The sequence below is a fragment of the Frankia sp. AiPa1 genome, from assembly GCF_023243075.1.
Taxonomy (GTDB): Bacteria; Actinomycetota; Actinomycetes; order Frankiales; family Frankiaceae; genus Frankia.
The window spans coordinates 21,900-45,590 of record NZ_JALKFZ020000178.1; the positions used below are offsets into that span (position 1 = coordinate 21,900).

The following is a 23,691-nucleotide window of genomic DNA, read 5'->3' on the forward strand; positions in this document are numbered from 1 at the left end:
TGTGCCACCGGAAGATGGGGGTCTTGTGACCCACCTGGCACTACCGGGCCCCGAACCCGCGATGGTCCAGGGCGCCGCCCGACAGTGCGCCGTGGCTTAGCCGGAATGGAGGCCATCCGGCCGGCCCGCAGGGGGCCGGTTCCCGTTGAACGCGCATGGCGTCCGGTGGAAGACTCCTGATCCGGTGTGGTGTGGCCGGTCGCTGCCGAACTACGCCAACAGCCTCATCCGGCTCGGCTTCCCCGCCGAGGAGGTCGCCGAGGTCAGCGACCGGGTCTTCGACGCCATGATCGCCTGGGGGGACGAGGAGGCGATCGCCCGCCGGGTGCGCGAGCACGCGAGGCCGGCGCCGACCATGTCTGCCTGCAGGTCCTGGCCGCCGACATGCAGGCGTTCCCGCTTGAGCAGTGGCGGCGCATCGCCCCCGCCGTGGTCTGACGGACGGGGTCGCCGGTGCCGGCACATGGTGCTCACATGCCGGTGCCCGTACGATCCGCGTCGTGCGGGTGCTGGTGGTCGAGGATGACGAGCGGACCGCGGAGCTGCTGCGCCGCGGGCTGATCGAGGAGGGCTACGGCGTCGATCTCGCCGGCGACGGCGTCGAGGCGCTCTGGCGCGGCAGCGAGGTCGACTACGACGCGATCGTGCTCGACCTCATGCTGCCCGGACTCGACGGGTTCGAGGTCTGTGCCCGACTGCGGGCCCGGGGCCGGTGGGCGCCGGTGCTGATGCTCACCGCCCGCGTGGACGTCGACGACCGCATCCGCGGCCTGGACGCCGGTGCCGACGACTACCTGCCCAAGCCGTTCAGCTTCGGCGAGCTGACCGCCCGGCTGCGCGCGCTGGTGCGCCGCGGATCCGACCCGCGCCCGGTCATCCTCGCCGCCGGGCCCGTACGCCTCGACCCGGCCGCGCACCGCGTCTGGCACCGGGACACGCCGGTGGAGCTCTCGGCGAAGGAGTTCGCGCTGCTGCACCTGCTGCTGCGCCATCCGGACGAGGTCCTCAGCCGCACCTTCATCATCGACCACGTGTGGGACAACGCCTTCGACGCCAGCTCCAACATCGTCGACCAGTACGTCCGCTACCTGCGACGCAAGATCGACGAACCGGGCGGAGAGTCGCTCGTCGACACCGTCCGCGGGGTCGGCTACCGCCTGCGCACGCACACCCGATCGGATGAGCCTGATGCCGCCGATCGCGTCGCCGGACCGACGCGGACGACCGAGTCCGCACCGATGCCGGGGCCGCCGTCCGGGTCCACGTCCGGGTCCGGGTCCGGGTCCGTGGGACTGGACCTCGGTCCGACCACGGCTGTGGGGTAGCGGGGTGCCGCTGCGGGTCCGGCTGACCCTGCTGTTCGCGCTCGGGACCGCGCTCGCGTTGTTCCTGGCCGGCCTCCTGTTCTACCTGCTGCTGCGGGCGAACCTGCGCGACGCGGTCGACTCCGACCTGCGTACCCGCGCGGATGTGCTGACCGTCCGCATCGCCGACCGCTTTCCCACCGGGGCGGTTCCGGCACCGGCCGCGGCGCCGGAATCGGCTGCCACGCGCACGCCGGCCCAGACCCCGACGCGGACAGGCACGGGGACGCCGGCTGGCCTGCCCGGACTACTCGCCGGAGGTGGGCCGATCGCCCAGGTCCTGGCCGCGGACGGCCGCCCGCTGGCATCCACCGCGGATGCGGGCCAGACCTCCGTACTGGACGCCACCACCCTGGCCGTGGCCCGCGCGCGGCCCGTGCTGACCACCGTCCGGGCGCGTCCAGGCATGCAGTCCGATGGGCGGGTGCGCCTGTACGCCGACCCGGTGACCGTGTCCGGGACGGCGGGCCGCACGACCCTCGTCGCCGTCGTCGGCACCCCCACCTGGCTCACCGACCGGGCCGAGGACCGTGTCCGCGACGTCATGATCGTCGCGACGGCGCCGCTGGTGGCCCTGTCCGGTCTCGCCGCCTGGCTGCTGTCGGGCGCGGCGCTTCGCCCGGTCGAGCGGATGCGCCGGGACGCCGCCAGCCTCGCCGCCGCCGAAGACCGGACACACCCCGCCCCCCGCCCAGCCGCGGCCCACCCCACCAGGCCGTCGCCGTCGCTGTTTCCACCGCGAGGCGGGCCATCCGGTGGGGACGCGCCGGGGCCGGCACCCGAGCTCGCCGTACCGGGGACCCGGGACGAGATCGCCGCGCTGGCCCGGACGATGAACGATCTGCTCGCCCGGCTGCATGCCGCCCGCCTGCGCGACCGGGCGTTCATCGCCGACGCGGGCCATGAGCTGCGTACCCCCCTGACCGTGCTACGCGCCGAACTGGAGCTGGCCGCCCGGCCCGGACGTACGGTCGCGGAGCTTCGGACGGCGATCTCCGGCGCCGCGGAGGAGACCGAGCGGCTGATCCGCCTGGCCGAGTCCCTGCTCACCCTGGCCCGCATGGACGGTGGCCGGCTGTGCCGCGAACCGGTCGACCTCGACGACCTGCTCATCCGCGCCGCCCGGGCCGCCGCGGGCCTCGCCGCCGCACGCGGCATACGCCTTGCCGTCGAGGTGCCTCCCGCGGCCGAGGCGAGCCCCGCGGCTGACGTTCACGACGCGGCTGCGGTTCACGACGCGGCCGAGGCGACCGTCGAGGTTGAGGCGACCATCGTGGTTGAGGCGAACGTTGCCGGCGGCATCGCCGCGCTGGATCCCGGCACTCGCGGCGGACGACCGCGGGTGCCCGGTGATTCCGATCTGCTGCGCCAGTGCGTCGACAACCTGCTCGCCAACGCCCTACGCCACGCACCACCCGGCAGCACCGTCGACCTCATCCTCACCGCCCATCGTGACGAGCCCGCCCGGCCCGGCGGGGCTACTCGGCCCCGCCCGCCGGCCGGCCCGAGCCACAGCGGTGAGCATGCGTGGGACGGCCCGACAGGGGAGGGGGAGGTGGTTCGGGTGACGGTCCGCGACCGGGGAGCGGGGTTTCCCGAGGCGTTCCTGCCCCATGCGTTCGAACGGTTCCGTCGGGCCGATGCCGCCCGACGCCGCCGCGACGGCGGGGCGGGCCTCGGCCTGTCCATTGTGGCCGCGATCGTCGCCGCGCACGGCGGCGTGGTGAGCGCGGCCAACCATCCGCAGGGCGGCGCCGTCGTCACCATGGTGCTGCCCGCGGCCGGGCCGCGCGAGACCGGGCCTCAGGAACGCTGGTCGCGGCGCAGCGGATGATCGGCGGGTACCTCGACGAGAACAAGCGGGATGCCGTCGGGATCCTCGATCCACATCTCGTCGAGGCCCCAGGGCTCGCGACGCGGCGGGCGGCGGATCGTCGCCCCCGCCTTGGCGAGCCGGCGGTGCTCGATGGCCAGGTCGCGGACCTGTAGCCAGATTCCCGGCCACCGGGAAGCGCTGTCAGCCACGCCGTCGCCCGCGGCGCCGGCCGGGGCGCTGGCGCGGCCGGCGACCTCCAGCAGGCCCTGGCCGAGGAAGTACACGACGCCCGGCTCGTCCGGCGCGCCGAACTCGCGGAACACCGCGAGCCCTAACGTGTCCCGGTAAAACGTGTGGCTGCGCGCCGGATTCACCGGCCTGATCAGGATGCGGCTGCTGAGGACCTCCACCCGACCATTCTCGCCGCCCGCCGGCCGTCGCGCCGGTGCGGGGAGGGCGCCTGGTCCGCGCGGTGACCGGGCGACAGGGCAGGATGCACCCCATGCCAGATCATCCGCTCCACCAAGGCCAGTCTGGTCCGCACGGGCCGCGTGAGGAGGCCGGGCCGGCTGGGATCCCTGCGGGGCGGACGGGCCCGAGTGGGGGCCGGGTAGCGGCCTGGCTGCTGTCCGGGACCGAACAGACCACCCAGCATGCCGGTCCGCACGCCCAACCCGCCGCCGAGCACAGGCTGCACCCGTGGTGGCGGGTCATGTGCCTGACCGGCGTCGACTACTTCTCCACCCTCGGCTACCAGCCGGGTATCGCCGCGCTCGCCGCGGGCGCGGTCAGCCCGATCGCCACCGCGGTGCTGGTGCTGGTGACCCTTGCCGGTGCCCTGCCGGTGTACCGGCGGGTGGCACACGACTCACCGCACGGCGAGGGCTCCATCGCCATGCTGGAAAAGGAACTGCCCTGGTGGAGCGGCAAGATCCTGGTGCTCGCGCTGCTGGGCTTCGCCTGCACGGATTTTCTCATCACGATCACCCTGTCCGCCGCCGACGCGACCGCGCACATCCTGGAGAACCCCTACGCGCCGCATGCGCTCGAGGGACACCAGGTCGGCGTCACCCTGGTGCTGCTGACCGCGCTCGGCGGGGTGTTCCTGCTGGGCTTCACCGAGGCGGTCGGGATCGCCGTCGTACTGGTCGCGCTCTACCTCGGGCTGAACGCGGTGGTCGTCGTCGACGCGCTGGTCGAGATCGTCGGCCATCCGCACCTGTTCGACGACTGGCATGCGCTGCTGGTGCGCGAGCATCCAGACCCGATCGCGCTGGTCGGCTTCGCGCTGATCGTGTTCCCCAAGCTCGCGCTCGGCCTGTCCGGATTCGAGACCGGCGTGGCGGTGATGCCGCTGGTGCGCGGGGACGACGACGACACGGAGGATCATCCCGCTGGGCGGATCCGCGGGGCGCGCACACTGCTCACCACCGCCGCGGTGATCATGGCTGTCTATCTGATCACCTCAAGCCTGGCGACGACCCTGCTCATCCCCGAGCGCGAGTTCGAGCCGGGCGGGCAGGCCAACGGGCGCGCGCTGGCCTACCTGGCCCATGAGCGCCTCGGCTCGGTGTTCGGCACCGTCTACGACGCGAGCACCATTCTCATCCTGTGGTTCGCCGGCGCCTCGGCGCTGGCCGGGCTGCTCAACCTCGTCCCGCGCTACCTGCCCCGCTACGGCATGGCCCCGAGCTGGGCGCGTGCGGTGCGACCGCTGGTGCTGGTGTTCACCGCCATCGGGTTCGCCGTGACGGTGGTCTTCGATGCCAGCGTGGACAAACAGGGCGGCGCCTACGCCACCGGCGTGCTGGTGCTCATCACCTCGGCGGCCCTCGCGGTGACCCTCTCGGCGCTGCGCGGCGGCCGGCGCCGGGCCGCCGTCGCCTATGGCGTGATCGCCGCGGTGTTCGTGTACACCACCATCGCCAACATCATCGAACGCCCCGACGGCCTCATCATCGGCTCGATCTTCATCGTGGCGATCATGCTGGTCTCGTTCGGCTCACGCGCACAGCGTGCCTTCGAGCTGCGGGTCACCGGCGTGCGCCTGGACGACGTCACCACCACGTGGGTGGGGCAGGCCGCGGCGACCGGCGGGCTCCACCTCGTCGCCAACGAGCTCGATGTCGGCGACGCCGCCGAATACGCCGACAAGGTTCGCAAGGCCCGTGATGAGCTGTACGTGCCCGAGGCCGTGCCGTTGCTCTTCCTTGAGGTCAGCGTGCCTGACTCGTCCGAGTTCGAGGGCGAGCTGGACGTGCACGGTGTCGAGCGCGCCGGCTACCGGATACTGTGCGCGACCAGCACCTCGGTGCCCAACGCGATCGCCGCGCTGCTGCTGCACCTGCGCGACACCGCCGACGTCCGCCCGCACGTCTACTTCGAGTGGACGGAGGGCAATCCCCTGGTCAACTTCCTGCGTTTCCTGTTCTTCGGCGTGGGCGAGGTCGCCACCGTCACCCGCGAGGTGCTGCGCGAGGCCGAACCCGACCCGGCGCGGCGTCCCTTCGTCCACGTCGCCTGACGGACCTGCCGGCCGGCAGGTCCGATCCGGTCGGCAGGTCGCTCGTCGTACCTGCCCCTGGACAACGGATGTCGGGCGGTGGCGGGTGGCCGCCGGGCGGATGCCGGCGTCGACGACGCGGGCTGGTCGCGGTCGCCCTCTGCCATAGTCGCACCATGAACATGGCCGAGGCGCGGACGTATTCGACGAGTTGGATGGGCCGGGCGCGGGCAGGTGGGCGGCTCGGCTGAGGGATCGGCCAGGTGAGGGGCACACCCGCTCACGGCCGGGCCCGGGAGGGTCGGGCCGAGGATGGCGTCGCCGAACATGGTCGGGCCAGGCGCTGGCAACGGACTCATGACGCGCTGTCGGCAGCGGCGATCGCACTGTTCCTCGAACGCGGGTTCGACGAGGTGCCGGTCGCCGAGATCGCCGCGGCGGCCCAGGTGACCAAACCGACCCTGTTCGCCCATTTCCCGGCCAAGGAGGACCTGGTCCTGCACCGCATCCTCGACCATCGTGGCGAGGCGGCGCGGGTGGTGCACGCCCGGACGGACGGCGTGGCGCCCCTGGACGCACTGGAAGCCCACCTGGTGGCCGGTCTGGACCGCCGCGAGCCGGTGACCGGTCTGAACGACGTTCCCGAAGTCCTTGCCTTCCACGCGATGGTGTTCGGTACCCCGAGCCTGCTCGGGCGGGTCGCCCACTACGCCGACGTCGACGAGCGCGCCCTTGCCACCGCCCTTGCCGAGGCCGTCCCGGGCGCCGGAGAGCTCGCGGCCCGCCTTGCCGCCGCGCAGGTCGTCGTCGTGCAGCGGGTCCTGGCCCGGGAGAACTGGACCCACCTGTCCGCGGGCGAGCCCGCCGCCGCCCGCCACGCCGAGGCCGTCTGCGCCGCCCACCGCGCGTTCACCAGCCTGCGCCGCGGCCTACCCGACTACGCCTGACCCCGGACGCCGCGCCCCCCCGGCCCCCCGCGCCCAGCCCCCGACCAGGGTCACGTTCCGCAACGGATGTCCTGGGGCCAGACCGGTCGGAGATCCGAGCAGGTCGCCATGGGCGCGGACGTGCGCTCGGGACGCCTCGGTGGCGCGGGCCGATCGCATGGCGGCCCTGGCCCCTTCGGTAAACTTTACCGGGTAAAAATTGGGGAGTGGCGATGACGCGGAGCGCTGGCATGCGGAGCATCGAGAACGACGGCGGGACCGGCCCGGACTTCGAGGATCCCCGCGGGCCGGACGGTGCCCGCGCCGTTCCGACCCGCAGCGGAGCGGCGCATGAACCGACAGCCGCACGCGGGCGCTCCGGCGACAGGGCGGACCCGCGGGCCGAGGGCGCGGCCGAGCTGGCAGCCGAGCGTGCGTACCTGCAACGGGGGCGCCGGGCGTTGCACGGGATGCGCGACGAGGCGCGGAACACCCGGATGGCCGAGGGTGATCCCGTCGGCGACAAGGCGACCAACGAGTTCCTCCGGCAGGCCCGCAAGCGTCGGATCGCCAGCCTCGCCGACGGCGGCGACACCCCCCTGTTCTTCGCCCGGCTGGACTATGCCGCCCACGGCCCGGATGCCGGGGACGCGCCCGGCGCCGGTGGCGTGGCCCGCAGCGGCGCCGGGGCCGGGAACGACGACGGGGCCGGGAACGACGGCGGATCCGGTGGCCACGGCAGGCCCGGTGGCGCTGGTGGCGGGAACGCCGCAGTCGCCGGACGACGGTTCTATCTGGGGCGGCGCTACGTGCGCGAGTCCGCCGGGGACGATCCGCTGGTCGTGGACTGGCGGGCGGACGTGGCCCGGCCGTTCTACCGGGCGCACCGAGGCGACCCGATGGGCGTCCGCACCCGGCGCCGGTTCGGCTACGACGCCGGGATCCTCACCGCCTACGAGGACGAACCGGTGATGACCACGGACCCACCGGCCCCGTCGGGTGGTACGTCCCCCTCGGTGGCGATGGCCGATCCGGCCGGCACGCCCGGTCCACCCACCACCGCCCAGGCGGTGCCGGCGCAGGGGGTGGTCCGCGCGGGGAGCCTTGTCGAGCGGGAGATCGAACGGCCGCGGTCGGGGCCGATGCGCGACATCGTCGCGACGATCGCGCCGGAGCAGGACGAGATCGTCCGGGCCGATCTGAGCGTGAGCCTGTGCGTGCAGGGCGCCCCAGGAACCGGGAAGACCGCGGTCGGGCTGCACCGGGCGGCCTATCTGTTGTTCGCCCACCGGGAGCGCCTGGCCCGCGCGGGGGTGCTGGTCGTGGGGCCCAACCAGGCGTTCCTGCGCTACATCGCCGCGGTCCTGCCGGCGCTGGGCGAGAACGCGGTGCGCCATGTCACCGTCGACGAGCTGGTGGGCACCGTCGGCACCGACGGCACCGACAGCGCCGTCGGCGGGGAGGCTGGCCGTGGGGAGCCGGTGGCGTCGGCGGTGCTCAAGGGAGACGCGCGCCTCGCCGCCGTGCTGCGGGCCGCCGCGCACGGCGGGCTGCGTCCCCCGGACGGGCAGGTTTCGGTCACCACCCGGGTGGGGCGTTGGACGGTGGGCGAGCAGGACTTCGCCGACCTGTTCACCGCCGCCGCCGCGGCCCTGCGCGCAGGGACGGTGCGCTACGTCCCGGCGCGCGAGCGGCTCGCCGGGCAGCTCGCGAACGCGGTGCGCCGCCGGGCCGAGCTCGGCGGCCACTTCTTCACCGACGGGGCGCTGCGCACGCTGGCCCGCAGCCGGCCGATCCGTGACGCGGTGGATGCCGTCTGGCCGGCACTCGACGCCCCGGGCCTGGTCCACCGGCTGCTCACCGACCCGGACCTGCTGGCCCGCGCGGGCCAGGGCATCCTCCATCCGGACGAGCAGGCGCTGCTGCTCGCCACGGCGCCGCCGGGCCCGGCGCGCCGGCCGCGCTGGTCACGGGCCGAGGCGTTCCTCGTCGACGAGGCTCGGGACCTGCTCGAAGGCACGGAGGGAGTCGGGCACCTCATCGTCGATGAGGCACAGGACCTCTCGGCGATGCAGTGCCGGGCACTCGCCCGCCGCTGCCTCGACGGGTCGCTCACCGTCCTCGGGGACCTGGCCCAGGGCACGACGCCGTGGGCCGCGACGTCCTGGCCGGCCCAACTGGGCCATCTGGGCCGGCGGGACGCCCATCTGGAGGTCCTGACCCGCGGCTATCGGGTTCCGGCGGAGATCCTCGCCTTCGCCAACCGGCTGCTGGCCCGCATCGCCCCCGACCTGCCGCCGGCGGTCTCGGTCCGCACGGCACCCGGGGCGCTGGCAGTGCTCGCCACCGCGGATGTGCCGGGCACCGTGGCCGAGGCGGCCCGGGTGGCGCTCACCCGCGAGGGCTCCCTCGCCGTGATCGCGGCCGATGGGGACGTCGCCGGCCTCCTCCCGGCCCTGCGGGCCGCTGGCCTACCGGTGGCCACGCTCGGTGATGACGAGGGGGTGCCCGCGTCCACTCGGGCGAGCCTGGTGCCGGCCTCCCTGGCCAAGGGGCTCGAGTTCGACCATGTGATCGCGGTGGAGCCGGCCTCGATCGTGGCGGCCGAGACCGAGCCGCTGCTCGGTGAACGCCGCCTGTATGTGGCGCTCACCCGGGCGGTCAGCGCGCTGACCGTCGTGCACGCCGACGCCCTGCCCGAGGCGCTGCGCGATCCCGTCCCGGCAGGCTGAACCGGTCCGCGCGGTGTCGGCCGCAATGGCCATGATCACCCGTCAGGATCCGGTCGAGATCCCGGGCCGAACCACTCCCGACACGGCAGGCGGGCCGGCAGGCAGGGGCCGGAGCTGGGCCGGGCCGCCCGGCCGGGACGATCTGCCCACGTACGATCGTCGCGGATCGCGGCCACGCCGGGCCCCACGGATGCGGCCGTGGGGACCAGCCCGGCGCATCCGTGGGCAGGCGCCGGCGAATCCGGCGCACGGCGCCGGGCCAGCGGGTGGCGGCCGCTGGCGGCCACGGCGAGATGACCGGGCCGGCCCGATCTGGCAGGTCGCTGTGTGGGCGGCGTGGGCGTGGGTGAAAATGGCGAGGTGGCAGCGGAAAGAAACGTCCTCGGCAGCGAGTTGGAGCCCTGCGGCACCGATCCGGTGACCGGGTTCTACCGTGACGGGTGCTGCAGCACCGGCCCGGAGGACCTGGGCAGTCACACCGTGTGCGCGGTGATGACGGCCGAGTTCCTGCAGCACCAGCGGCAGGTGGGCAACGACCTGTCGACCCCTCGCCCGGAGTACACCTTCCCCGGGCTGCGCCCGGGCGACCGCTGGTGCGTCGTCGCGGTGCGCTGGCTGCAGGCCTACCACGCGGGCGCCGCCGCACCGGTGGTGCTGGCCAGCACCCACGAGCGGGCCCTGGAGGTCATCCCGCTCGAGGCGCTGCGCGCCCACGCCGTCGACGTTCCCGCCGACCCGCGCTCGCTCGGCTAGGCGACCGATCGGCTAGTCGATCACATCGGGCTCGACGCCCACGGTCAGCCAGTCGCCGTAGGGCAGGCCGGTGACCTCCTCGAGGCGGGCGATGTCGGCGGTGAAGTAGGGAAGCACCGCGCTGCGCTGTGCCGGAGTGAGCCTCGGACGGCCCCCGGACTGGCGCTGCAGCGCCGTGAGCAGCGGTCCGCGCACCGCGCGGCGTACCGGCACCGGGAAATGCGCCCCGATGCGCCCGCCGGTGCGCAGCGCCGCCCGCAGCACGGTGTTCACCGGCGAGTCGGCGACGAACGGCGTCACGTTCTCCGAGGGCACCGCCCCGATCGTGCCGGTCGCCACCCCGAGGAACGCGCACACCCGGTCCAGCGTCTCCTCAGGGGAGTCGCGCAGGTCCCGGTAGCGCAGCACCAGCACCTGCTCGCGGGGGAACAGGCCGAACAGGTGGGCGAGCTGCTCGCCGTAGCGGCCGAGCGAGACATAGTGCCAGAACGCCGCCCAGCCGGCGTCCCGGCGGGATTCCTCCAGCGCGCACGCTCGCACGAAGTCCCGTTCGGGCTCGAGCCCCGCCGCCCACAGATGCGTCCAGTTCGAATGGGCCCGGTCGACCGGGTTGCGCAGCAGCACCACCAGACGCGCCTTGGGCGCGAGCCGGCATATCCGGTTCTGCGCGTCCAGGTCGTACAGGTAGAACGGTGTGGCCTCGCCCCGCAGGGTCCCTACCGGTGCCGGGTCGAACAGCGCCTCGTAGTCCTGCTGGCGCCAGACGTGCTCCTGGTACGTCTGCGCGTCCCCGGGACCGCCCCGCGCCGGCGGGGGACCCGCGGTCAGGAAGAACTTGGGTTCCTTCACCGCGGGCAGGAACAGCTGCGGGTGACGGGTGAGCGCCGCGTGCAGGGCGGTCGTGCCCGCCTTGGGCACTCCGATCACGAGAAAGTCGGGCAGGGCCATGGGCGGGCTCCGGATTCAGGACGGAAAGCCGGGACGGGCCGGTCGCGGGTGGCGGTAGGTTTGCTGAGGGAATAACCGAGTAAGTCGATCGGTGAAATCAGGATGGTAGCCGTGCCCGCCGGCCGGCGGAGCGTCCTTGGGCATACCTCCCCAGCTTGGCAACGGTAGGGTTGCCCGATGGCAACAGTCCGGCAGCAAACCATCGCGATGAAGACGGCGACCCGGGTGGAGACGGCCCCGGCGGCCGGAGTGGACGCCATCGCGGTGCCCGGATGTCAGCCCAGCGTGGCCGTTGCCCCGGCGCCCGGTGTGGGGCCGGGTTTCTGGGCCGGGGCGCCGAGCGCTCTGCTCGTCGACGGGGTGTACTACCTGGCCTACCGGCTGCGCCGTCCGATCGGATCCGGGCGTGGTTTCGGCGTGGTGATCGCGCGGTCCACCGACGGCGAGACGTTCACCGAGCTCGCCGTCGTTGCCCGCGAGCCCTTCGGCGCCGAGAGCCTGGAGCGCCCGGCGCTTGTCGTCACCCCCCAGGGCCGGTTCCGGCTCTACGTCAGCTGCGCGGCCCCGGGTAGCCCGCACTGGTGGGTGGACCTGCTCGAGGCCGACTCGCCGGAGGCCTTCGACCCGTCCAGCCGGCGTACTGTGCTGCCCGGCGACCCGGCCGCCCTCGCGGTGAAGGACCCGGTGGTCGCCTGGCTCGACGGCCGCTGGCAGCTGTGGGCCTCCTGCCATCCGCTGGACGACCCGGACGCCACCGACCGGATGGACAGCCGCCACGCCACCAGCGACGACGGCGTCCACTGGACGTTCACCGGCTCGGCGCTCGCCCCGCGCCCCGGCCACTGGGACGCCCGCGGCGTGCGCATCACCGCCGTCCTCACCGACGGCCCCCAGCCCGTCGCCTTCTACGACGGTCGGGCCAGCGCCGCGCAGAACTGGGCCGAACGTACCGGGCTTGCCGTCGGCCGCACCCCGCAGCGGTTCCACGCCGTGGGGACCGAACCGGTCGCGTCCTCGCCCGTCGGCGATGGCGCGCTGCGTTACGTGAGCGTGGTGACGTTGCCGGATGGCGCCCGCCGGCTCTACTACGAGGTCGCCCTGCCCGATGGCGCCCACGAACTGCGCACCGAGCTGCACCCCGCGGCTCCCCCCGCCCCCCGCGTGGCTTCCTGAGCCCCTCTCGTCGAGCGTGGGTCCGGGCCGTCGTCCTATCGTGGTCCCTGGTGGCAGCGGTGGCAGCGGCCACGGGGTGAGGGGCGCGCGATGCGGGAGATCGCCGAGGCGCTGCGGGAATGGCGGGCGGTCGGGCGGACGTTCGCGATCGCCACCGTCGTCGCCGTACGCGGCAGCGCCCCCCGCCCGCCCGGTGCGGCGATGGCCGTCGCCGCCGACGGCGAGGTGGTCGGCTCGGTGTCCGGCGGCTGCGTCGAAGGGGCTGTCCATGACTCGGCGCTGGAGGCGCTGCGTCAGGGCGGGCCTCGCCTGGAACACTTCGGCTTCACCGACGCGGACGCCTTCGCGGTCGGCCTGACCTGCGGCGGCGACCTCGACATCGGCGTCATCCCGTATCCGACACCCGCGCGGTCGCCCGCGGACGCGGGTGCCGGTGGTCGATCCGCGGACGTGCCCGGCCGGGTGCCGCCCGGCGGCGAGGCAACCGACGGCGAGGCGCTCGACGGTGTGCTGGCGGCGCTCGCCACCGACGAGGCGGTGGCGTTGATCACCGTGCTCGGCGGCGCCGGTGCCGGCGACCAGGCCGCGGTCTGGCCCACCCGGGCGGTGGGCGCACTGCGCTCCCCGGGCCTGGACGCCACCGACCTCGACGACGCCCGCCGGCTGCTGGCCGCCGGGGCCGCTCCGGTCCGACGCCAGCGGCCCGGCCGGGCGCCCGCGTTCGTCCAGACCTTCCTCCCGGCACCGCGGATGCTGGTGTTCGGCGCCGCCGACCACGCCGCGGCCATGGCACGGATGGGCCGGTTCCTCGGCTTCCGTGTCACGGTGTGTGATGCCCGGCCGGTGTTCGCGACGGCCCGGCGGTTCCCCGACGCCGACGAGGTGGTCTGCGCCCAGCCCGCCGCCTACCTCGCCCGGTCCGCCCTGGATGCCCGTACGGCGATCTGCGTACTCACCCATGACCCGAAGTTCGACCTCCCGCTGCTGCAGGTGGCGTTGCGCACCCCGGCGGGGTATGTCGGCGCGATGGGATCGCGGCGGACTCACGCGGACCGGCTGGACCGGCTGCGGGCGAACGGTATGACCGAGGCGGAGCTTGCCCGCCTGCACGCGCCGATCGGTCTCGACCTCGGCGCGCACACCCCGCAGGAGACGGCGGTGTCCATCGCCGCGGAGATCATCGCCAGCCGCCGAGGTGGCAGCGGCCGCCCCCTGCGCGTCACCCGGGGCGCCATCCACGCCGCACCCGACCCGTACGCCGCACCCGACCCCAACGTCGCACCCGCACCCCCCACGGGACCACGCCGCCACTGACCACACCCCCACCGACCAGGTCGCCACCGACCAGGTCGCCACCGACCAGGCCCGGGTCTCACCGGCGAGACCCAGTGCCACCGGCGAGGCTCGGTGTCGCTGATCTGGCCCGGTTGGCACCCGTGTCTGGCCCGGTTGGCACTCGCGGCGGATTCGGTCGGACGAGCCGGAGCGCGGGGGGCGGGCGGGGGTGGGGGCGCACCGGGGTGGTCCGCGCTCCGGGGCTGCCCCGCCTACCCTCATATGCCCTCATCGGGCCTGTGACCTGCATCGATGTCGGCGAGAGGCGGGGGTGCGCCGATCGGGGTGGCGTTGACCGCCGAAAGTCACGGGACGTTGACTGTGCCGACAGAGACCGCGACCGGCCGGGTCCGCGACCGGCGTAGACCGCTACCGGCGCGGGCGGCGCAGAGCGCGTCGCCGGTCTCGCGGCTGACCCGATGGCCGCGAGGACCATCCCGAGGAGCCATGTGGACGTACCTGCCCTGCACCCGCTCGACGCCGCCCCCACCGTGCCGCTGGCCGCGGTGGGCACCGTCCGCGGGCGGCGGCTCGCCGTCGTCCTCGGCGCCGGCGGGGTGCTGACCGCGGTCGCCCAGGTCTGGCTCGTCCCGCTGCTGCCCGACCTCCCGCGGCTGACCGGCGCCTCCACGGCCGACGCAAGCTGGCTGATCACCGTCGGCCTGCTGGTCGCAGCGGTGGTGACGCCGCTGTTCGGCCGGGCCGGGGACATCGTCGGTAAACGGCGCATGCTGCTGCTCGCGCTCGGGGTGCTGGTCGCCGGTTCCCTGCTGTGCGCGGTCACCTCGCGGCTGTGGCTGCTGATCCCCGGGCGAGGCATGCAGGGGGCATGCCTCGCGGTGGTGCCGCTGTCGATCAGCATCCTGCGCGACGAGCTGCCAGGCGACCGGGTGGGACCGGCAGTGGCGATGATGAGCGCGACGGTGGGCGTGGGCGCCGTCATCGGTGTCCCGTTCGGCGCACTGATCGTCCAATACACCGACTGGCACATGATGTTCTGGGTGATCGCGGCCCTCGGCGTCACCCTGATGGTCGCGGCCCGCATGGTCGTGCGAGAGTCCCCGGTGCGCGCCCCCGCCCGCTTCGACACCCCCGGCGCCATCGGGCTCGCCGCCGGCCTGCTCTGCGGGCTGCTGGCCGTGTCCCGAGCCGCCGGCCGGGGACCCTTCAGCCTCCACGTCGGCGCACTCGCGCTCGCCGCACTCGTGATCCTCGGCGGCTGGGCGCGCCGGCAGACGCGCCTCACCGATCCGCTCGTCGACCTGCGCCTGGCCGCCCGTCGTCCGGTCCTCATGGCCAACGCGGCCGCCCTCGGCGTCGGCTTCGCGTTCTACGCGAACGCGATGTGCACCGCACTGCTCGTCCAGGTACCCCGCGAGACCGGCTACGGCCTGGGCCTGTCGGTGCTCGCCGGCGGTCTGTGCCTGCTGCCCGGCGGGCTTGCGATGGTCGCCCTGTCCCCGCTGTCGGCGTGGATCACCGCGACCCGCGGTCCGCGCACCACCCTGCTGCTGGGCACGAACACCCTCACCGTCGGCTACCTGCTCCGCCTGGCCAACAGCCACGACCTTTTCATGATCATCCTAGGTGGGACGGTCGTCGCCGCCGGCACGGCACTGGCCTACTCCGGGGTGGCGATGCTCACCGTGCAGGCGGTGCCCCGCGCCCAGACCGCCGCCGCCGGCGGCCTCACGGTCCTCGCGCGGATGGTGGGGCAGGCGGCCTGCAGTGCCGCCGTCGCCGGGATCCTCGGCCATCTGTCGGTGGCGACCGCGCAGGGCCCGGTCCCGACTCTCGGCGCCTTTCGCATCGTCTTCGCCATCGCAGGCCTCGCCGCGGTGTACGCGACGGTCGCCGCCGTCCTCGCCCCCGTCCGTGCCCGCCACCGCGCCCGCTGGACCCCACCCCGCCGCCGTGCCGCAGCGCCTGTCCTCACCTCGGCCGCCACACCCGCCGCCGCGTCCGTCCCCTTGCCCGCCATCTCCACCTCCGAAGCGGCAGGGGAGGCCATCCCCACCATCCCCACCATCCCCACCGCGAGAGTCGTATCCGTAGGCGGCTGATCGGATCTGCCTGATTCAGGGTCGGCCTGAGGCCACCACACGGCGAAGGTCACGCTCCGAAACCGCATCCCGGCGTCAGGCGGGCGGAAGATCCAAGCAGGTCGCTGTGGGGGTGTTCGTGTCCGATTTGCCCCCCACTGCGACCTGGTTAGCCGGATCTTGCTCGGCGGACCAGTGCGGAAGGTGGCGATCTCGGGGACGCGGGGTTCTCGGGGAGGGGGCTCGGGGTGACGAGGGCGCAGGTTGATCTGAGCAGGTCCCGTCCACTCGGACCGCGTTCGCGGGACAGCCGCGCTGACAGTTCCGCCTATCGAGTGGGCTGCGCCGCCCGGCACCAGGCCGGCGGTCCGCACGGTGACGGAAACTCGTAGGGTGGCTGAGATGGGCCGGACGCAGGACACCGCACGCGGTACCGGCAGGCTGTTGATTCGGCGGGCGCAGGTGTTTCCGACCGCGGCGCGGGCCGCGAGGTTCCTGGGCGTCGCCCCGTCGGCGTACCTGCCGCCCAGCGATGTGCCGCCGCCTGATGCGGCGCTGGACGTGCCGCTCATGGACGTGCGGATAGCCGGCGGGCGGATCATCACGCTCAGCGGGCGGCCGTTGGACCCGCTGCCCGGGGAATGGGTGATCGACGCCGGCGGCGGCGCGCTGATACCGGGCCTGCACGATCATCATGTGCATCTGATGTCGCTGGCCGCGGCCGCGCGCTCGGTGTGGGCGGGGCCACCCACGGTTGTCGATCGTAGCGGGCTCCAGGCCGCTCTACGCACCGCACCCGCGGCGGGTTCGGTGCTCGCGGCCGACCCGGTGGCCGCGGCCGACCAGGATCCCGGGATCGCCCCGAAGCCGGGGATGGGCGGGGTTGAAGGCGGCTGGGTGCGGGCGGTGGGATACCACCCGTCGGTCGCTGGTGACCTTGACCGGTACGTCCTGGACGAGCTGTGTGCACGGCGTCCCGTGAGGGTGCAGCACCGCGGGGGAGCGTTGTGGGTGCTGAACTCGGCGGCGATCGAGCGTGCCGGGGTGGACTCATGCCGGCTGCCTGGAGTGGAACGCGACGGCGCCGGGCTTCCGACCGGCCGGTTGTGGCGGATGGACGACTGGCTGCGCGAGAATCCCGCGGTCCCATCGGTGTCGCTGGATCTCGCGCGGGTGGGACGGCAGGCCGCGGCGCGTGGCGTCACCGGGTTCACCGATGCCACCCCGGGACGCGGCGCCGGTGAGCGTGCGCTGCTTGTCGCGGCGGCGGCCAGCGGTGCGCTGCCCCAGCGACTCGACCTCATGCGTCCCGAGCCCGGCTCGCATCCCGCCCGCGACCGCAGTGACACCGGCGACCGCAGTGACACCGGCGACCGCAGTGACACCGGCGACCGCAGTGACACCGGCCGGCCCGCCGGTCCCGGTCCGCGGGCCGGGGTGGGTAGGCGCGACGACCGGGGTGCGGGCGCCGCGCGGGATGCGCGGGCCGAACCGGATGCGTCGCCGTCGCGCGACGGCGTGCCGGCGATGGAGGCGGCCGACGGCACCGCACGGGTGACCGACGGGCCCGTCAAGATCATCCTGGATGACGACCGGCTGCCCGGCCTGGACCGGCTCATCTGCCGGGTTGACGCTGCCCACCAGCGGGGACATCCGGTCGCCGTGCACTGCGTGACACGGGTGCAGACCGTGCTGACGCTCGCCGCCCTTACCGCGGCCGGCCCCGTCGACCAGCGCCGGTTCGCCGGGCAGCCCCCGTCCGTCGGGCGGCATCGGCTCGTCGGCCGGCACGCTGCCGGGAGCGGTGATCGCATCGAACACGGGGCGGTGATTCCGGCCGAGCTCTACGGTGAGCTGCGCGGCGCCGGGCTGACCGTGGTGACCCAGCCGAACTTCGTCGCCGAGCGGGGCGATCACTACCTCGCGGAGGTCACGGACGAGGATCCGGCGTCGCTCTACCCGGCGGCATCGCTGGTGCGTGCCGGGGTGCGGCTGGCCGCGGGCACTGACGGCCCGTTCGGCGGGTCCGACCCCTGGGCGGCGGTGTACGCGGCGGTGCACCGCCGCACCGCCGCGGGCAGGACCCTCGGCGGGCATGAACGTCTGGGCTCGGCCGCGGCGCTCTGCCTGTTTCTCGGGCATCCCGGCGATCCCGCGCGGCTACGCACGGTGCGGCCCGGCGCGCCGGCGGACCTGTGCCTGACCTCCTGTGGGCTGGCCGATCTGCTGGCCGAGCCGTCGGCCGCGTGGGTGCGCCTCACGCTCGTCGCCGGCGTCCCCATCCACGCGGCCTTGGCCTAGGTTGCTTGTCGTGGATCTCCGGCTCGCGGCTGGTTTCACCTGGTGAATCTCACTGTCCGTGATGGTTTTCGGGGTGGTGGCGTTGCTGGTGCGCGGGGATGTCGCTTCTACCGGGCTTTGTGTGCCGATTTGTCCCTTCGTAACCCGGTAGAAGCGACACGGAGGTTTTCCGGGGCTGATCCGTCGTCACGCGCGGCGGTGAGGAGGGTGGTGGTGGTGGGTCGGCGGTGGGGAGAGGGCTCGCCGGTCGTGACAACCGGAGTTGACGGTGACGGCGGGGGCACCGTGCGGGCATCAGCCGTGCGGCCTCACAGGAGTGACGGTCATCCGGCGGGAGCCGCGCATCCCGGCCCGGCGCTTCTCGTCGTCATCGAGCCGGCCGGCGGACATCCACCGTCGGAGGCTGGAACAATGTCACGGTCATCTGAGGATTAGCCGCAGATGTTGCGGACCAGCATCCAGACCGCCGCCGCGGCGCCCAGACCGTAGGCGGGCGCGGCTGGCAGCGGGGCACGGCGGCCCTGCCACACGGCGCGGGCCTGGCGGGTGAGCAGCACCGCCAGCAGGGGCGCGCAGGCCAGGGCGAACACGTTGTCGTGCGCCGCGTGGGCCCAGTGGCCGTGCAGCAGATCGTAGGTGGCGCGCAGCGAGCCGCAGGCCGGGCAGTCCAGCCTGGTGAGGTGCCGCACCGGGCACAGCGGCATTGCCACCCGGGGGTCGTGCGGGTCGTGGCCGACCAGGTAGCCGAGCCCGGCCACGGCGCCGGCGGCCACGGCGACGCCGATCCCGCGACGGCGCCGCGCCTGCTCCGGGGTCACCTGCTCCGGCCGCACGGGTGGGGCCAGGCCGGTCGGCGTCGGTGTCACCCGCCGGGACCGCGTGGCCGGGTCCGCATCGACCGGCGTCGACGCCGACGTCGGTGTCGACGTGCTGTCCGGTGTCGGTTCCGGACTCGGAGCCGACACCGGAACCGGGATGGCCGGGTCAGTCACGCAGGGGCCGGCCGTGCTTGTCGCGGACGTTGCCGGTGAGCATCATGATCCCGTCGATGAGTGCCCAGACGCCGAGCCCACCGCAGGTGAACAGCTGCGCCAGCGCGATACCGGTGTCACCCAGGTACCAGCGGCCGGCGCCGAAGCTTCCGAGCAGGATCTGCAGCAGCCCCGCGGTGAGCTTCTGCTTTTCCGAATAGGCCTCACCGGTGAGCGGGTGGCGGCCGAAGGGCGCGCTGGCGTCGAAGGGCGCCGGCGGGCCGTAGCCGGGGGGAGCGCCGTATCCGGGGCCACCGGGACCGCCCGGCCCCGGATAACCGCCCTGGTAACCGGGCTGACCGGGATAGCCTGGCTGACCGCCGTAGCCGGGGCCGCCCGGGTATCCGGGTTGCCCCTGGCCCTGGTATCCAGGTTGCCCTTGGCCTTGACCCTGGTATCCAGGTTGCCCCTGGCCTTGGCCAGGGTAGCCACCGCCGTGCTCTGCGTATCCGGGCTGTTGATCGCCGGGGCCCAGTCTGCCCTGTGAGTCGTGCGGTTGCCATGGCGAGGTCATCGTGTGCTCCCAGAATTGCGCTGCCCGCAGCACGGTGCGTGGCGCCCGGACAGCCACCTCGAGGGCGGTTCGCCCTGGTCGGCCTACCTGCCGCGGTACCCCCGGCGCGGAGATCGAAGCGATGCTACCGGGGCACGCCCAGGCTCGGCCGCCCTTCCTCGCCCAGCGGTTGTCGCCTGGACGACCCGTAGCACACCGTGACAAAGGGTGCGGCCACCCGTCACCGTCGTCGAGGTCCGCCGCGGTGATCGCGCCACGTCCGCGCCGCGATCACCAGACCTGCCGCGCGACCGTCCTCACCGCGGCACCCTTCGGCGGCAGAACGACCCGAAGGTGCCCACCCGCCGAGGGTCGCGGGCCGCGGTGCCCGGCGACCCGCCGGCCGCCAAGGCCGTTCCTCGCGGGGTGCGATCCGGGCCTGCCGACGCGGCGCGGGGGGTCTGCCCGGGTGGCGCCAGGCGGCGGCGCGGCGGGTCGTCCGGGCGGCACGTCCATGGTGACCTCGTGTTTTCCGGTCGAGCTCGACAGAATGCCGGATGGCGGCGGATGGTGCTTTTGCGGGGCTGTTCCGGAAATCTCGTGTGCGGCCGGGACGGCCGGCCACAAGTGCGGCGTCAACAATCGGCATCGGGAGGAACAACCGCGCGGATTCCGTACCACGCCCCCGGGTCGTCTTCTACAGTTCACCGTGAGTCCATATGCGGTGCCGGGACGTGGGTGCTGGCCGGCGGCGGCGTGGTGGGAACGGTCCGGAAGGCAGGTGGGCGCGGATGCGCGACGGAGCGGCGGGGGCGGACGCTGGCGGGGCGTCCACGGCGGAGTTCGCGCTGGCCGCGATGGAGGTCCTCGAACCGCTCGCGGAGAAGTACGGGCTCTTCCTGGCGGAAAGGACCTGTTGGCATCTTTTGTTCGCCAGCGGGCGGCGTATTCTTGACGTGGCCTGTGACCCGTGGACCTGTTGGGCGCTCGGCGCCCGCGTCGGTATGCGCGATCCGGACGGACCCGGCTCGCTGGTCGACGGCGGCCATGTTCCCGGTGGTCCCGGCGACGGACTCCGGGCGTTGAGCGTTCAGGACGTACTGCATGCAGTACACGGAATGCGCGAGAACGCCTGGCCGTGGATTGCCGCGGACTCGGTCGAGCTGCGCCAGATACTGCGCACCCTCGCGGTGCTGCTCGACCGATACTGCGCTGAGCTGTTCCTGGACGATGAGGCGTTTGCCCGAGCCGAGCGCCTGGTGCTGCGGGCAACCGCGGAACGGCGTACGTTTCTGCGCGAGTTCGAGGAGCACTGAGCAGCACTGAGTAGCACCTGAGGTCAGGGCGGGTGCGCGGGGACGGTCCATGCGGAGCACGGATCGTCCCCGCGCACAGGACCGCGCGTAGCACGGAACGTCCACCGTGGTGGCGCGCCGGAATCCGGGAGGCGGCCGCCGGAGGCGGGCGGACGGCGTCCCGTACCGCGCGATGGTGCGGCGGCAGGGCCGTGGCCTGGGTCGGATGACCGGCGGCGGTGGTCCGAACGTCCTTCGGGGAGGCAACCTCTGGCGGTCGTGAGCATGCGCCCGGGCGGCGAGCATGACCAGTGAGAACCATCGAACGCCGCTGTTCGACTGTTCGACGCTGGAACGGGCGTCGTCCGCGAGAGTTTCACGCAACCCCCGGGAGAGGCGATGACCGTCCAGTACGTGCGGGATGCGCTACCCGGCGCAGGTGCCGGCGACAGCCAGGGAAACACCGGCACGACCGCTCCGACGTCCGGTTCGACTCCGACGACCAGTCCGACGACCAGTCCGAGGGTGCCGGCGACGTCGAGCGTCTCGGCCGTTGCGATGACCACGCCGGCGCCTACGGAGGTGACGCGGGCGCATGCCGGTCCGCCACGGATGCGTGCACCGGCACTTGCCGAGCTGACCGCCGGGCAGACCTACGAGACCCACGGCGCGGTGCTCCACCTGATCGGTGACCATGTCTACAAGCGGCGCAAGCCGGTCGCGACGGGAGTGGGTCCGGGTCCCGATCGGCGGGCTCGGGAGGCGCTGTGTCTGGCCGAGGTGATGCTCAACCGGCGCCTGGCCCCCGACGTCTACCTGGGCGTCGCCGACCTCTACGACGACGGCGGTGCGCTCGTCGACCATCTCGTGGTGATGCGTCGGATGCCCGCGAACCGTCAGCTGTCCACCCTGGTGCGCCGCGGGCACCGGGTCGCGCCGTTCCTGCGCTCGGTGGCCCGGGCGCTCGCGGTCTTCCACCAGCGGTGTGAGACGTCGGCGCGGATCGCCGCGGCCGGGGAGCCGGCGGCGCTCGCGGCGCTGTGGCGCGAGGCGATGGCCGGGATCGTCGCCTACCGGGGCAGCCAGCTCGACGCCGCCGTCGTCGACGACATCGGTCACCTCGCCCTGCGGTACCTGGCCGGGCGCGGCGAGCTGCTCGCCGAACGCACCCGGGCCGGGTGGATCCGCGACGGCCACGGCGACCTGCTCGCCGAGGACATCTTCTGCCTCGATGACGGCCCGCGGATCCTGGACTGCGTCGAGTTCGACCCGCTGCTGCGCTCCGGGGACGTCCTCGGCGACGTGGCCTCGCTCGCGATGGACCTCGAACGGCTCGGTGCCGCTGAGGAGGCCGCCGACTTCCTCGAGGCCTACCGGGAGTTCAGCGGCGAGGTTCACCCCCGCTCCCTGCAGCACTTCTACGTCGCCTACCGCGCGTTCACCCACGCGCGCACGGCCTGTGTACACGGCCAGGGCGACCAGGACGCCCCGGAACGGGCCCGCCGGCTGCTCGCCGTCGCCCACCGTCACCTGCGGGCGGGGCGGGTGCGTCTCGTCGTGGTCGGTGGCCTGCCCGGCACCGGCAAGACGACGCTGGCCAGCCGGCTGGCCGAGACCGGTGACGGCTGGGTCCTGCTGCGCAGCGACATCATCCGCCGTGAGCTCGCCGGCGATCCCACCACCGAGAACACCCCGCCCACCGCGACTGCCACACCCACACCCACACCCACGACCGCGACCGCGACAGGGGCCTTCGGGGCGGATACGGCCAGGGCTCGTGCGGGTGACCGAACCACGAGCGATGGCGGATTCGGGGTCGGCCGGTACGCCCCCGCGGTCACCGAGGCCACCTATGCCGAGATGCTGCGCCGGGCCCGCGCGGCCCTGTGCCGCGGCGAGAACGTCGTGCTGGACGCGTCCTGGTCCAGCGCCCGGCTGCGGGCCGAGGCCGCCGACCTCGCCGACGAGGTGAGCGCCGACCTGGTGGAACTGCACTGCGTGACGGCCCCGGAGGTCGCCGCCGCGCGCATCGCCCGCCGGATCGGGGCCGGCCCCGGGGCGCGGGAGGCGACCCAGGCGATCGGGGCGGCGATGGCGGCCCGATCCGACCCGTGGCCGTCCGCGACGGTCATCCGCACCGCCGTGTCCGTCGCCGAGGCGCTGCAGGCCGTGCTGAACCATCTCGACTAGACAACCGCGACCAGCCGCCCCGGCATGGTGCGTGGCACCGAGTCCGAGGCGGTTCTGGCCGCGGTTACTTTTCGACGCGGGTGGCGTAGACGGCGGCCTGGGTACGACTGGACAGCTCCAGCTTCTCCAGGATCGCCGAGACGTAGTTCTTCACGGTCTTCTCGGACAGATGGATGCGCCCGGCGATCTGCCGGTTGGTCAGGCCCTCGGCGATCAGGACGAGGATCTGCCGTTCCCGCTCGCCGAGGGCGGCAAGCTTGCGGTCCTCCGCCGGGCCCTCGCGCAGCCGGGTCAGCACCCGCTGGGTGACCGCGGGATCCAGCAACGACCGGCCCGAGGCGATCGTGCGGATCGCCCCGACCAGATCGGTGCCCTTGATCTGTTTGAGCAGGTAGCCGGCGGCACCGGCCATGATCGCCGCGAACAGCGCGTCGTCGTCGTCATAGGAGGTGAGGATCAGGCAGCCGATCTCCGGATGTGCGCTGCGCAGATCCCGGCAGACGTCGATGCCGTTGCCGTCCTCCAGGCGGGCGTCGAGCACGGCCACACCCGGGCGGGTGGCCGGGATGCGGCGCAGGGCCTCGGCGGCCGTCGACGCCTCACCGACCACATCGATGTCCTCGGACTCGGACAGCATCTCCCGGATCCCCCGGCGGACGATTTCATGGTCATCCAGGAGGAAAACCCGTACGGTACTCACAGGGTGACGATACCGCCCCATCCGGTCGTCCCGGTCATGACAGGCGGGTGACCCGGGCGGCAGCAGGCCCGTCCGTGCCGTCGCGCGGG

The 23,691-nt window shown here is 73.7% G+C and carries 17 protein-coding genes and 1 pseudogene; 13 read left to right on the plus strand and 5 right to left on the minus strand.

Annotated elements, in window-relative coordinates; all coding sequences use genetic code 11:
* Window positions 1-202: 202 nt before the first annotated feature.
* From MXD95_RS22920 to MXD95_RS22930, 3 genes and pseudogenes are all read left to right on the plus strand, one after another.
* Window positions 203-438, plus strand: a pseudogene (locus tag MXD95_RS22920) (LLM class F420-dependent oxidoreductase); the annotation flags it as partial.
* Between the two features lie 62 nt (window positions 439-500).
* Window positions 501-1,325 carry a response regulator transcription factor gene (locus tag MXD95_RS22925; RefSeq protein WP_250642770.1) on the plus strand — a complete coding sequence of 275 codons (825 nt, stop codon included), beginning with the start codon at window positions 501-503 and terminating at the stop codon, window positions 1,323-1,325.
* A gap of 4 nt (window positions 1,326-1,329) precedes the next feature.
* Window positions 1,330-3,198 (plus strand): sensor histidine kinase, encoded by a 1,869-nt coding sequence (locus MXD95_RS22930; RefSeq protein ID WP_308301559.1) that lies wholly within the window; start codon window positions 1,330-1,332, stop codon window positions 3,196-3,198.
* Here the strand turns inward: MXD95_RS22930 and MXD95_RS22935 are convergent.
* Window positions 3,168-3,590: a VOC family protein gene (locus tag MXD95_RS22935; protein ID WP_250642771.1), complete on the minus strand. Its 423-nt coding sequence runs from the start codon at window positions 3,588-3,590 to the stop codon at window positions 3,168-3,170. The genes MXD95_RS22930 and MXD95_RS22935 overlap by 31 nt on opposite strands.
* Window positions 3,591-3,682: 92 nt before the next feature.
* On the opposite strand from MXD95_RS22935, the gene MXD95_RS22940 reads away from it, so the two are divergent.
* From MXD95_RS22940 to MXD95_RS22955, 4 genes are all read left to right on the plus strand, one after another.
* Entirely contained in the window at window positions 3,683-5,704 is a 2,022-nt protein-coding gene (locus MXD95_RS22940; RefSeq protein WP_250642772.1) for an APC family permease, read from the plus strand.
* A 344-nt stretch (window positions 5,705-6,048) separates the two neighbouring features.
* On the plus strand, window positions 6,049-6,630 hold the full coding sequence (locus MXD95_RS22945) for a TetR/AcrR family transcriptional regulator (protein WP_250642807.1): 582 nt from the start codon (window positions 6,049-6,051) through the stop codon (window positions 6,628-6,630).
* A gap of 230 nt (window positions 6,631-6,860) precedes the next feature.
* The gene (locus MXD95_RS22950; protein WP_250642773.1) at window positions 6,861-9,341 is read left to right on the plus strand and encodes a HelD family protein; all 2,481 of its coding nucleotides are present in this window, start codon (window positions 6,861-6,863) and stop codon (window positions 9,339-9,341) included.
* Window positions 9,342-9,701: 360 nt separating this feature from the next.
* Window positions 9,702-10,094, plus strand: a complete 393-nt coding sequence (locus MXD95_RS22955) for a DUF2237 family protein (protein ID WP_250642774.1) — start codon at window positions 9,702-9,704, stop codon at window positions 10,092-10,094.
* Between the two features lie 12 nt (window positions 10,095-10,106).
* On the opposite strand, the gene MXD95_RS22960 is transcribed toward MXD95_RS22955, so the two are convergent.
* The gene (locus MXD95_RS22960) at window positions 10,107-11,042 is read right to left on the minus strand and encodes a sulfotransferase family protein (protein WP_250642775.1); all 936 of its coding nucleotides are present in this window, start codon (window positions 11,040-11,042) and stop codon (window positions 10,107-10,109) included.
* Between the two features lie 207 nt (window positions 11,043-11,249).
* Here MXD95_RS22960 and MXD95_RS22965 point away from each other — a divergent pair, with 207 nt between their 5' ends.
* The 4 genes from MXD95_RS22965 to MXD95_RS22980 all read left to right on the plus strand — a co-directional run bounded on the left by MXD95_RS22965 (window position 11,250) and on the right by MXD95_RS22980 (window position 17,893).
* Entirely contained in the window at window positions 11,250-12,215 is a 966-nt protein-coding gene (locus MXD95_RS22965; protein ID WP_250642808.1) for a glycoside hydrolase family protein, read from the plus strand.
* 90 nt (window positions 12,216-12,305) lie between these two features.
* A complete protein-coding gene (locus MXD95_RS22970; protein ID WP_250642776.1) occupies window positions 12,306-13,529 on the plus strand; it encodes an XdhC family protein in 1,224 nt (407 codons plus the stop codon).
* Window positions 13,530-13,999: 470 nt separating this feature from the next.
* Window positions 14,000-15,613 (plus strand): MFS transporter, encoded by a 1,614-nt coding sequence (locus MXD95_RS22975; protein ID WP_250642777.1) that lies wholly within the window; start codon window positions 14,000-14,002, stop codon window positions 15,611-15,613.
* A gap of 381 nt (window positions 15,614-15,994) precedes the next feature.
* Window positions 15,995-17,893, plus strand: a complete 1,899-nt coding sequence (locus tag MXD95_RS22980; RefSeq protein WP_250642778.1) for an amidohydrolase family protein — start codon at window positions 15,995-15,997, stop codon at window positions 17,891-17,893.
* Between the two features lie 431 nt (window positions 17,894-18,324).
* Here the strand turns inward: MXD95_RS22980 and MXD95_RS22985 are convergent, their stop codons facing one another.
* A complete protein-coding gene (locus MXD95_RS22985) occupies window positions 18,325-18,759 on the minus strand; it encodes a DUF2752 domain-containing protein (RefSeq protein ID WP_250642779.1) in 435 nt (144 codons plus the stop codon).
* Window positions 18,760-18,877: 118 nt separating this feature from the next.
* Window positions 18,878-19,438 carry a TM2 domain-containing protein gene (locus tag MXD95_RS22990; protein WP_250642780.1) on the minus strand — a complete coding sequence of 187 codons (561 nt, stop codon included), beginning with the start codon at window positions 19,436-19,438 and terminating at the stop codon, window positions 18,878-18,880.
* Between the two features lie 770 nt (window positions 19,439-20,208).
* Between MXD95_RS22990 and MXD95_RS22995 the strand changes: the two genes are divergently transcribed.
* A complete protein-coding gene (locus MXD95_RS22995) occupies window positions 20,209-20,733 on the plus strand; it encodes a hypothetical protein (protein WP_250642781.1) in 525 nt (174 codons plus the stop codon).
* 378 nt (window positions 20,734-21,111) lie between these two features.
* Window positions 21,112-22,902: a bifunctional aminoglycoside phosphotransferase/ATP-binding protein gene (locus MXD95_RS23000; RefSeq protein WP_250642782.1), complete on the plus strand. Its 1,791-nt coding sequence runs from the start codon at window positions 21,112-21,114 to the stop codon at window positions 22,900-22,902.
* 64 nt (window positions 22,903-22,966) lie between these two features.
* On the opposite strand, the gene MXD95_RS23005 is transcribed toward MXD95_RS23000, so the two are convergent.
* Window positions 22,967-23,602, minus strand: coding sequence for a response regulator (locus tag MXD95_RS23005; protein ID WP_308301560.1), 636 nt, complete (start codon window positions 23,600-23,602; stop codon window positions 22,967-22,969).
* Window positions 23,603-23,691: the final 89 nt, after the last annotated feature.

Excerpts from the sequence above, each read along its gene's own strand:
- MXD95_RS22940 (WP_250642772.1), top strand. The coding sequence starts at position 3,683 with ATGCCAGATCATCCGCTCCACCAAGGCCAGTCTGGTCCGCACGGGCCG.
- MXD95_RS22950 (WP_250642773.1), top strand. The coding sequence starts at position 6,861 with ATGCGGAGCATCGAGAACGACGGCGGGACCGGCCCGGACTTCGAGGAT.
- MXD95_RS22960 (WP_250642775.1), bottom strand. The coding sequence starts at position 11,042 with ATGGCCCTGCCCGACTTTCTCGTGATCGGAGTGCCCAAGGCGGGCACG.
- MXD95_RS22965 (WP_250642808.1), top strand. The coding sequence starts at position 11,250 with ATGAAGACGGCGACCCGGGTGGAGACGGCCCCGGCGGCCGGAGTGGAC.
- MXD95_RS22970 (WP_250642776.1), top strand. The coding sequence starts at position 12,306 with ATGCGGGAGATCGCCGAGGCGCTGCGGGAATGGCGGGCGGTCGGGCGG.
- MXD95_RS22980 (WP_250642778.1), top strand. The coding sequence starts at position 15,995 with ATGGGCCGGACGCAGGACACCGCACGCGGTACCGGCAGGCTGTTGATT.
- MXD95_RS22990 (WP_250642780.1), bottom strand. The coding sequence starts at position 19,438 with ATGACCTCGCCATGGCAACCGCACGACTCACAGGGCAGACTGGGCCCC.
- MXD95_RS22995 (WP_250642781.1), top strand. The coding sequence starts at position 20,209 with ATGCGCGACGGAGCGGCGGGGGCGGACGCTGGCGGGGCGTCCACGGCG.
- MXD95_RS23000 (WP_250642782.1), top strand. The coding sequence starts at position 21,112 with ATGACCGTCCAGTACGTGCGGGATGCGCTACCCGGCGCAGGTGCCGGC.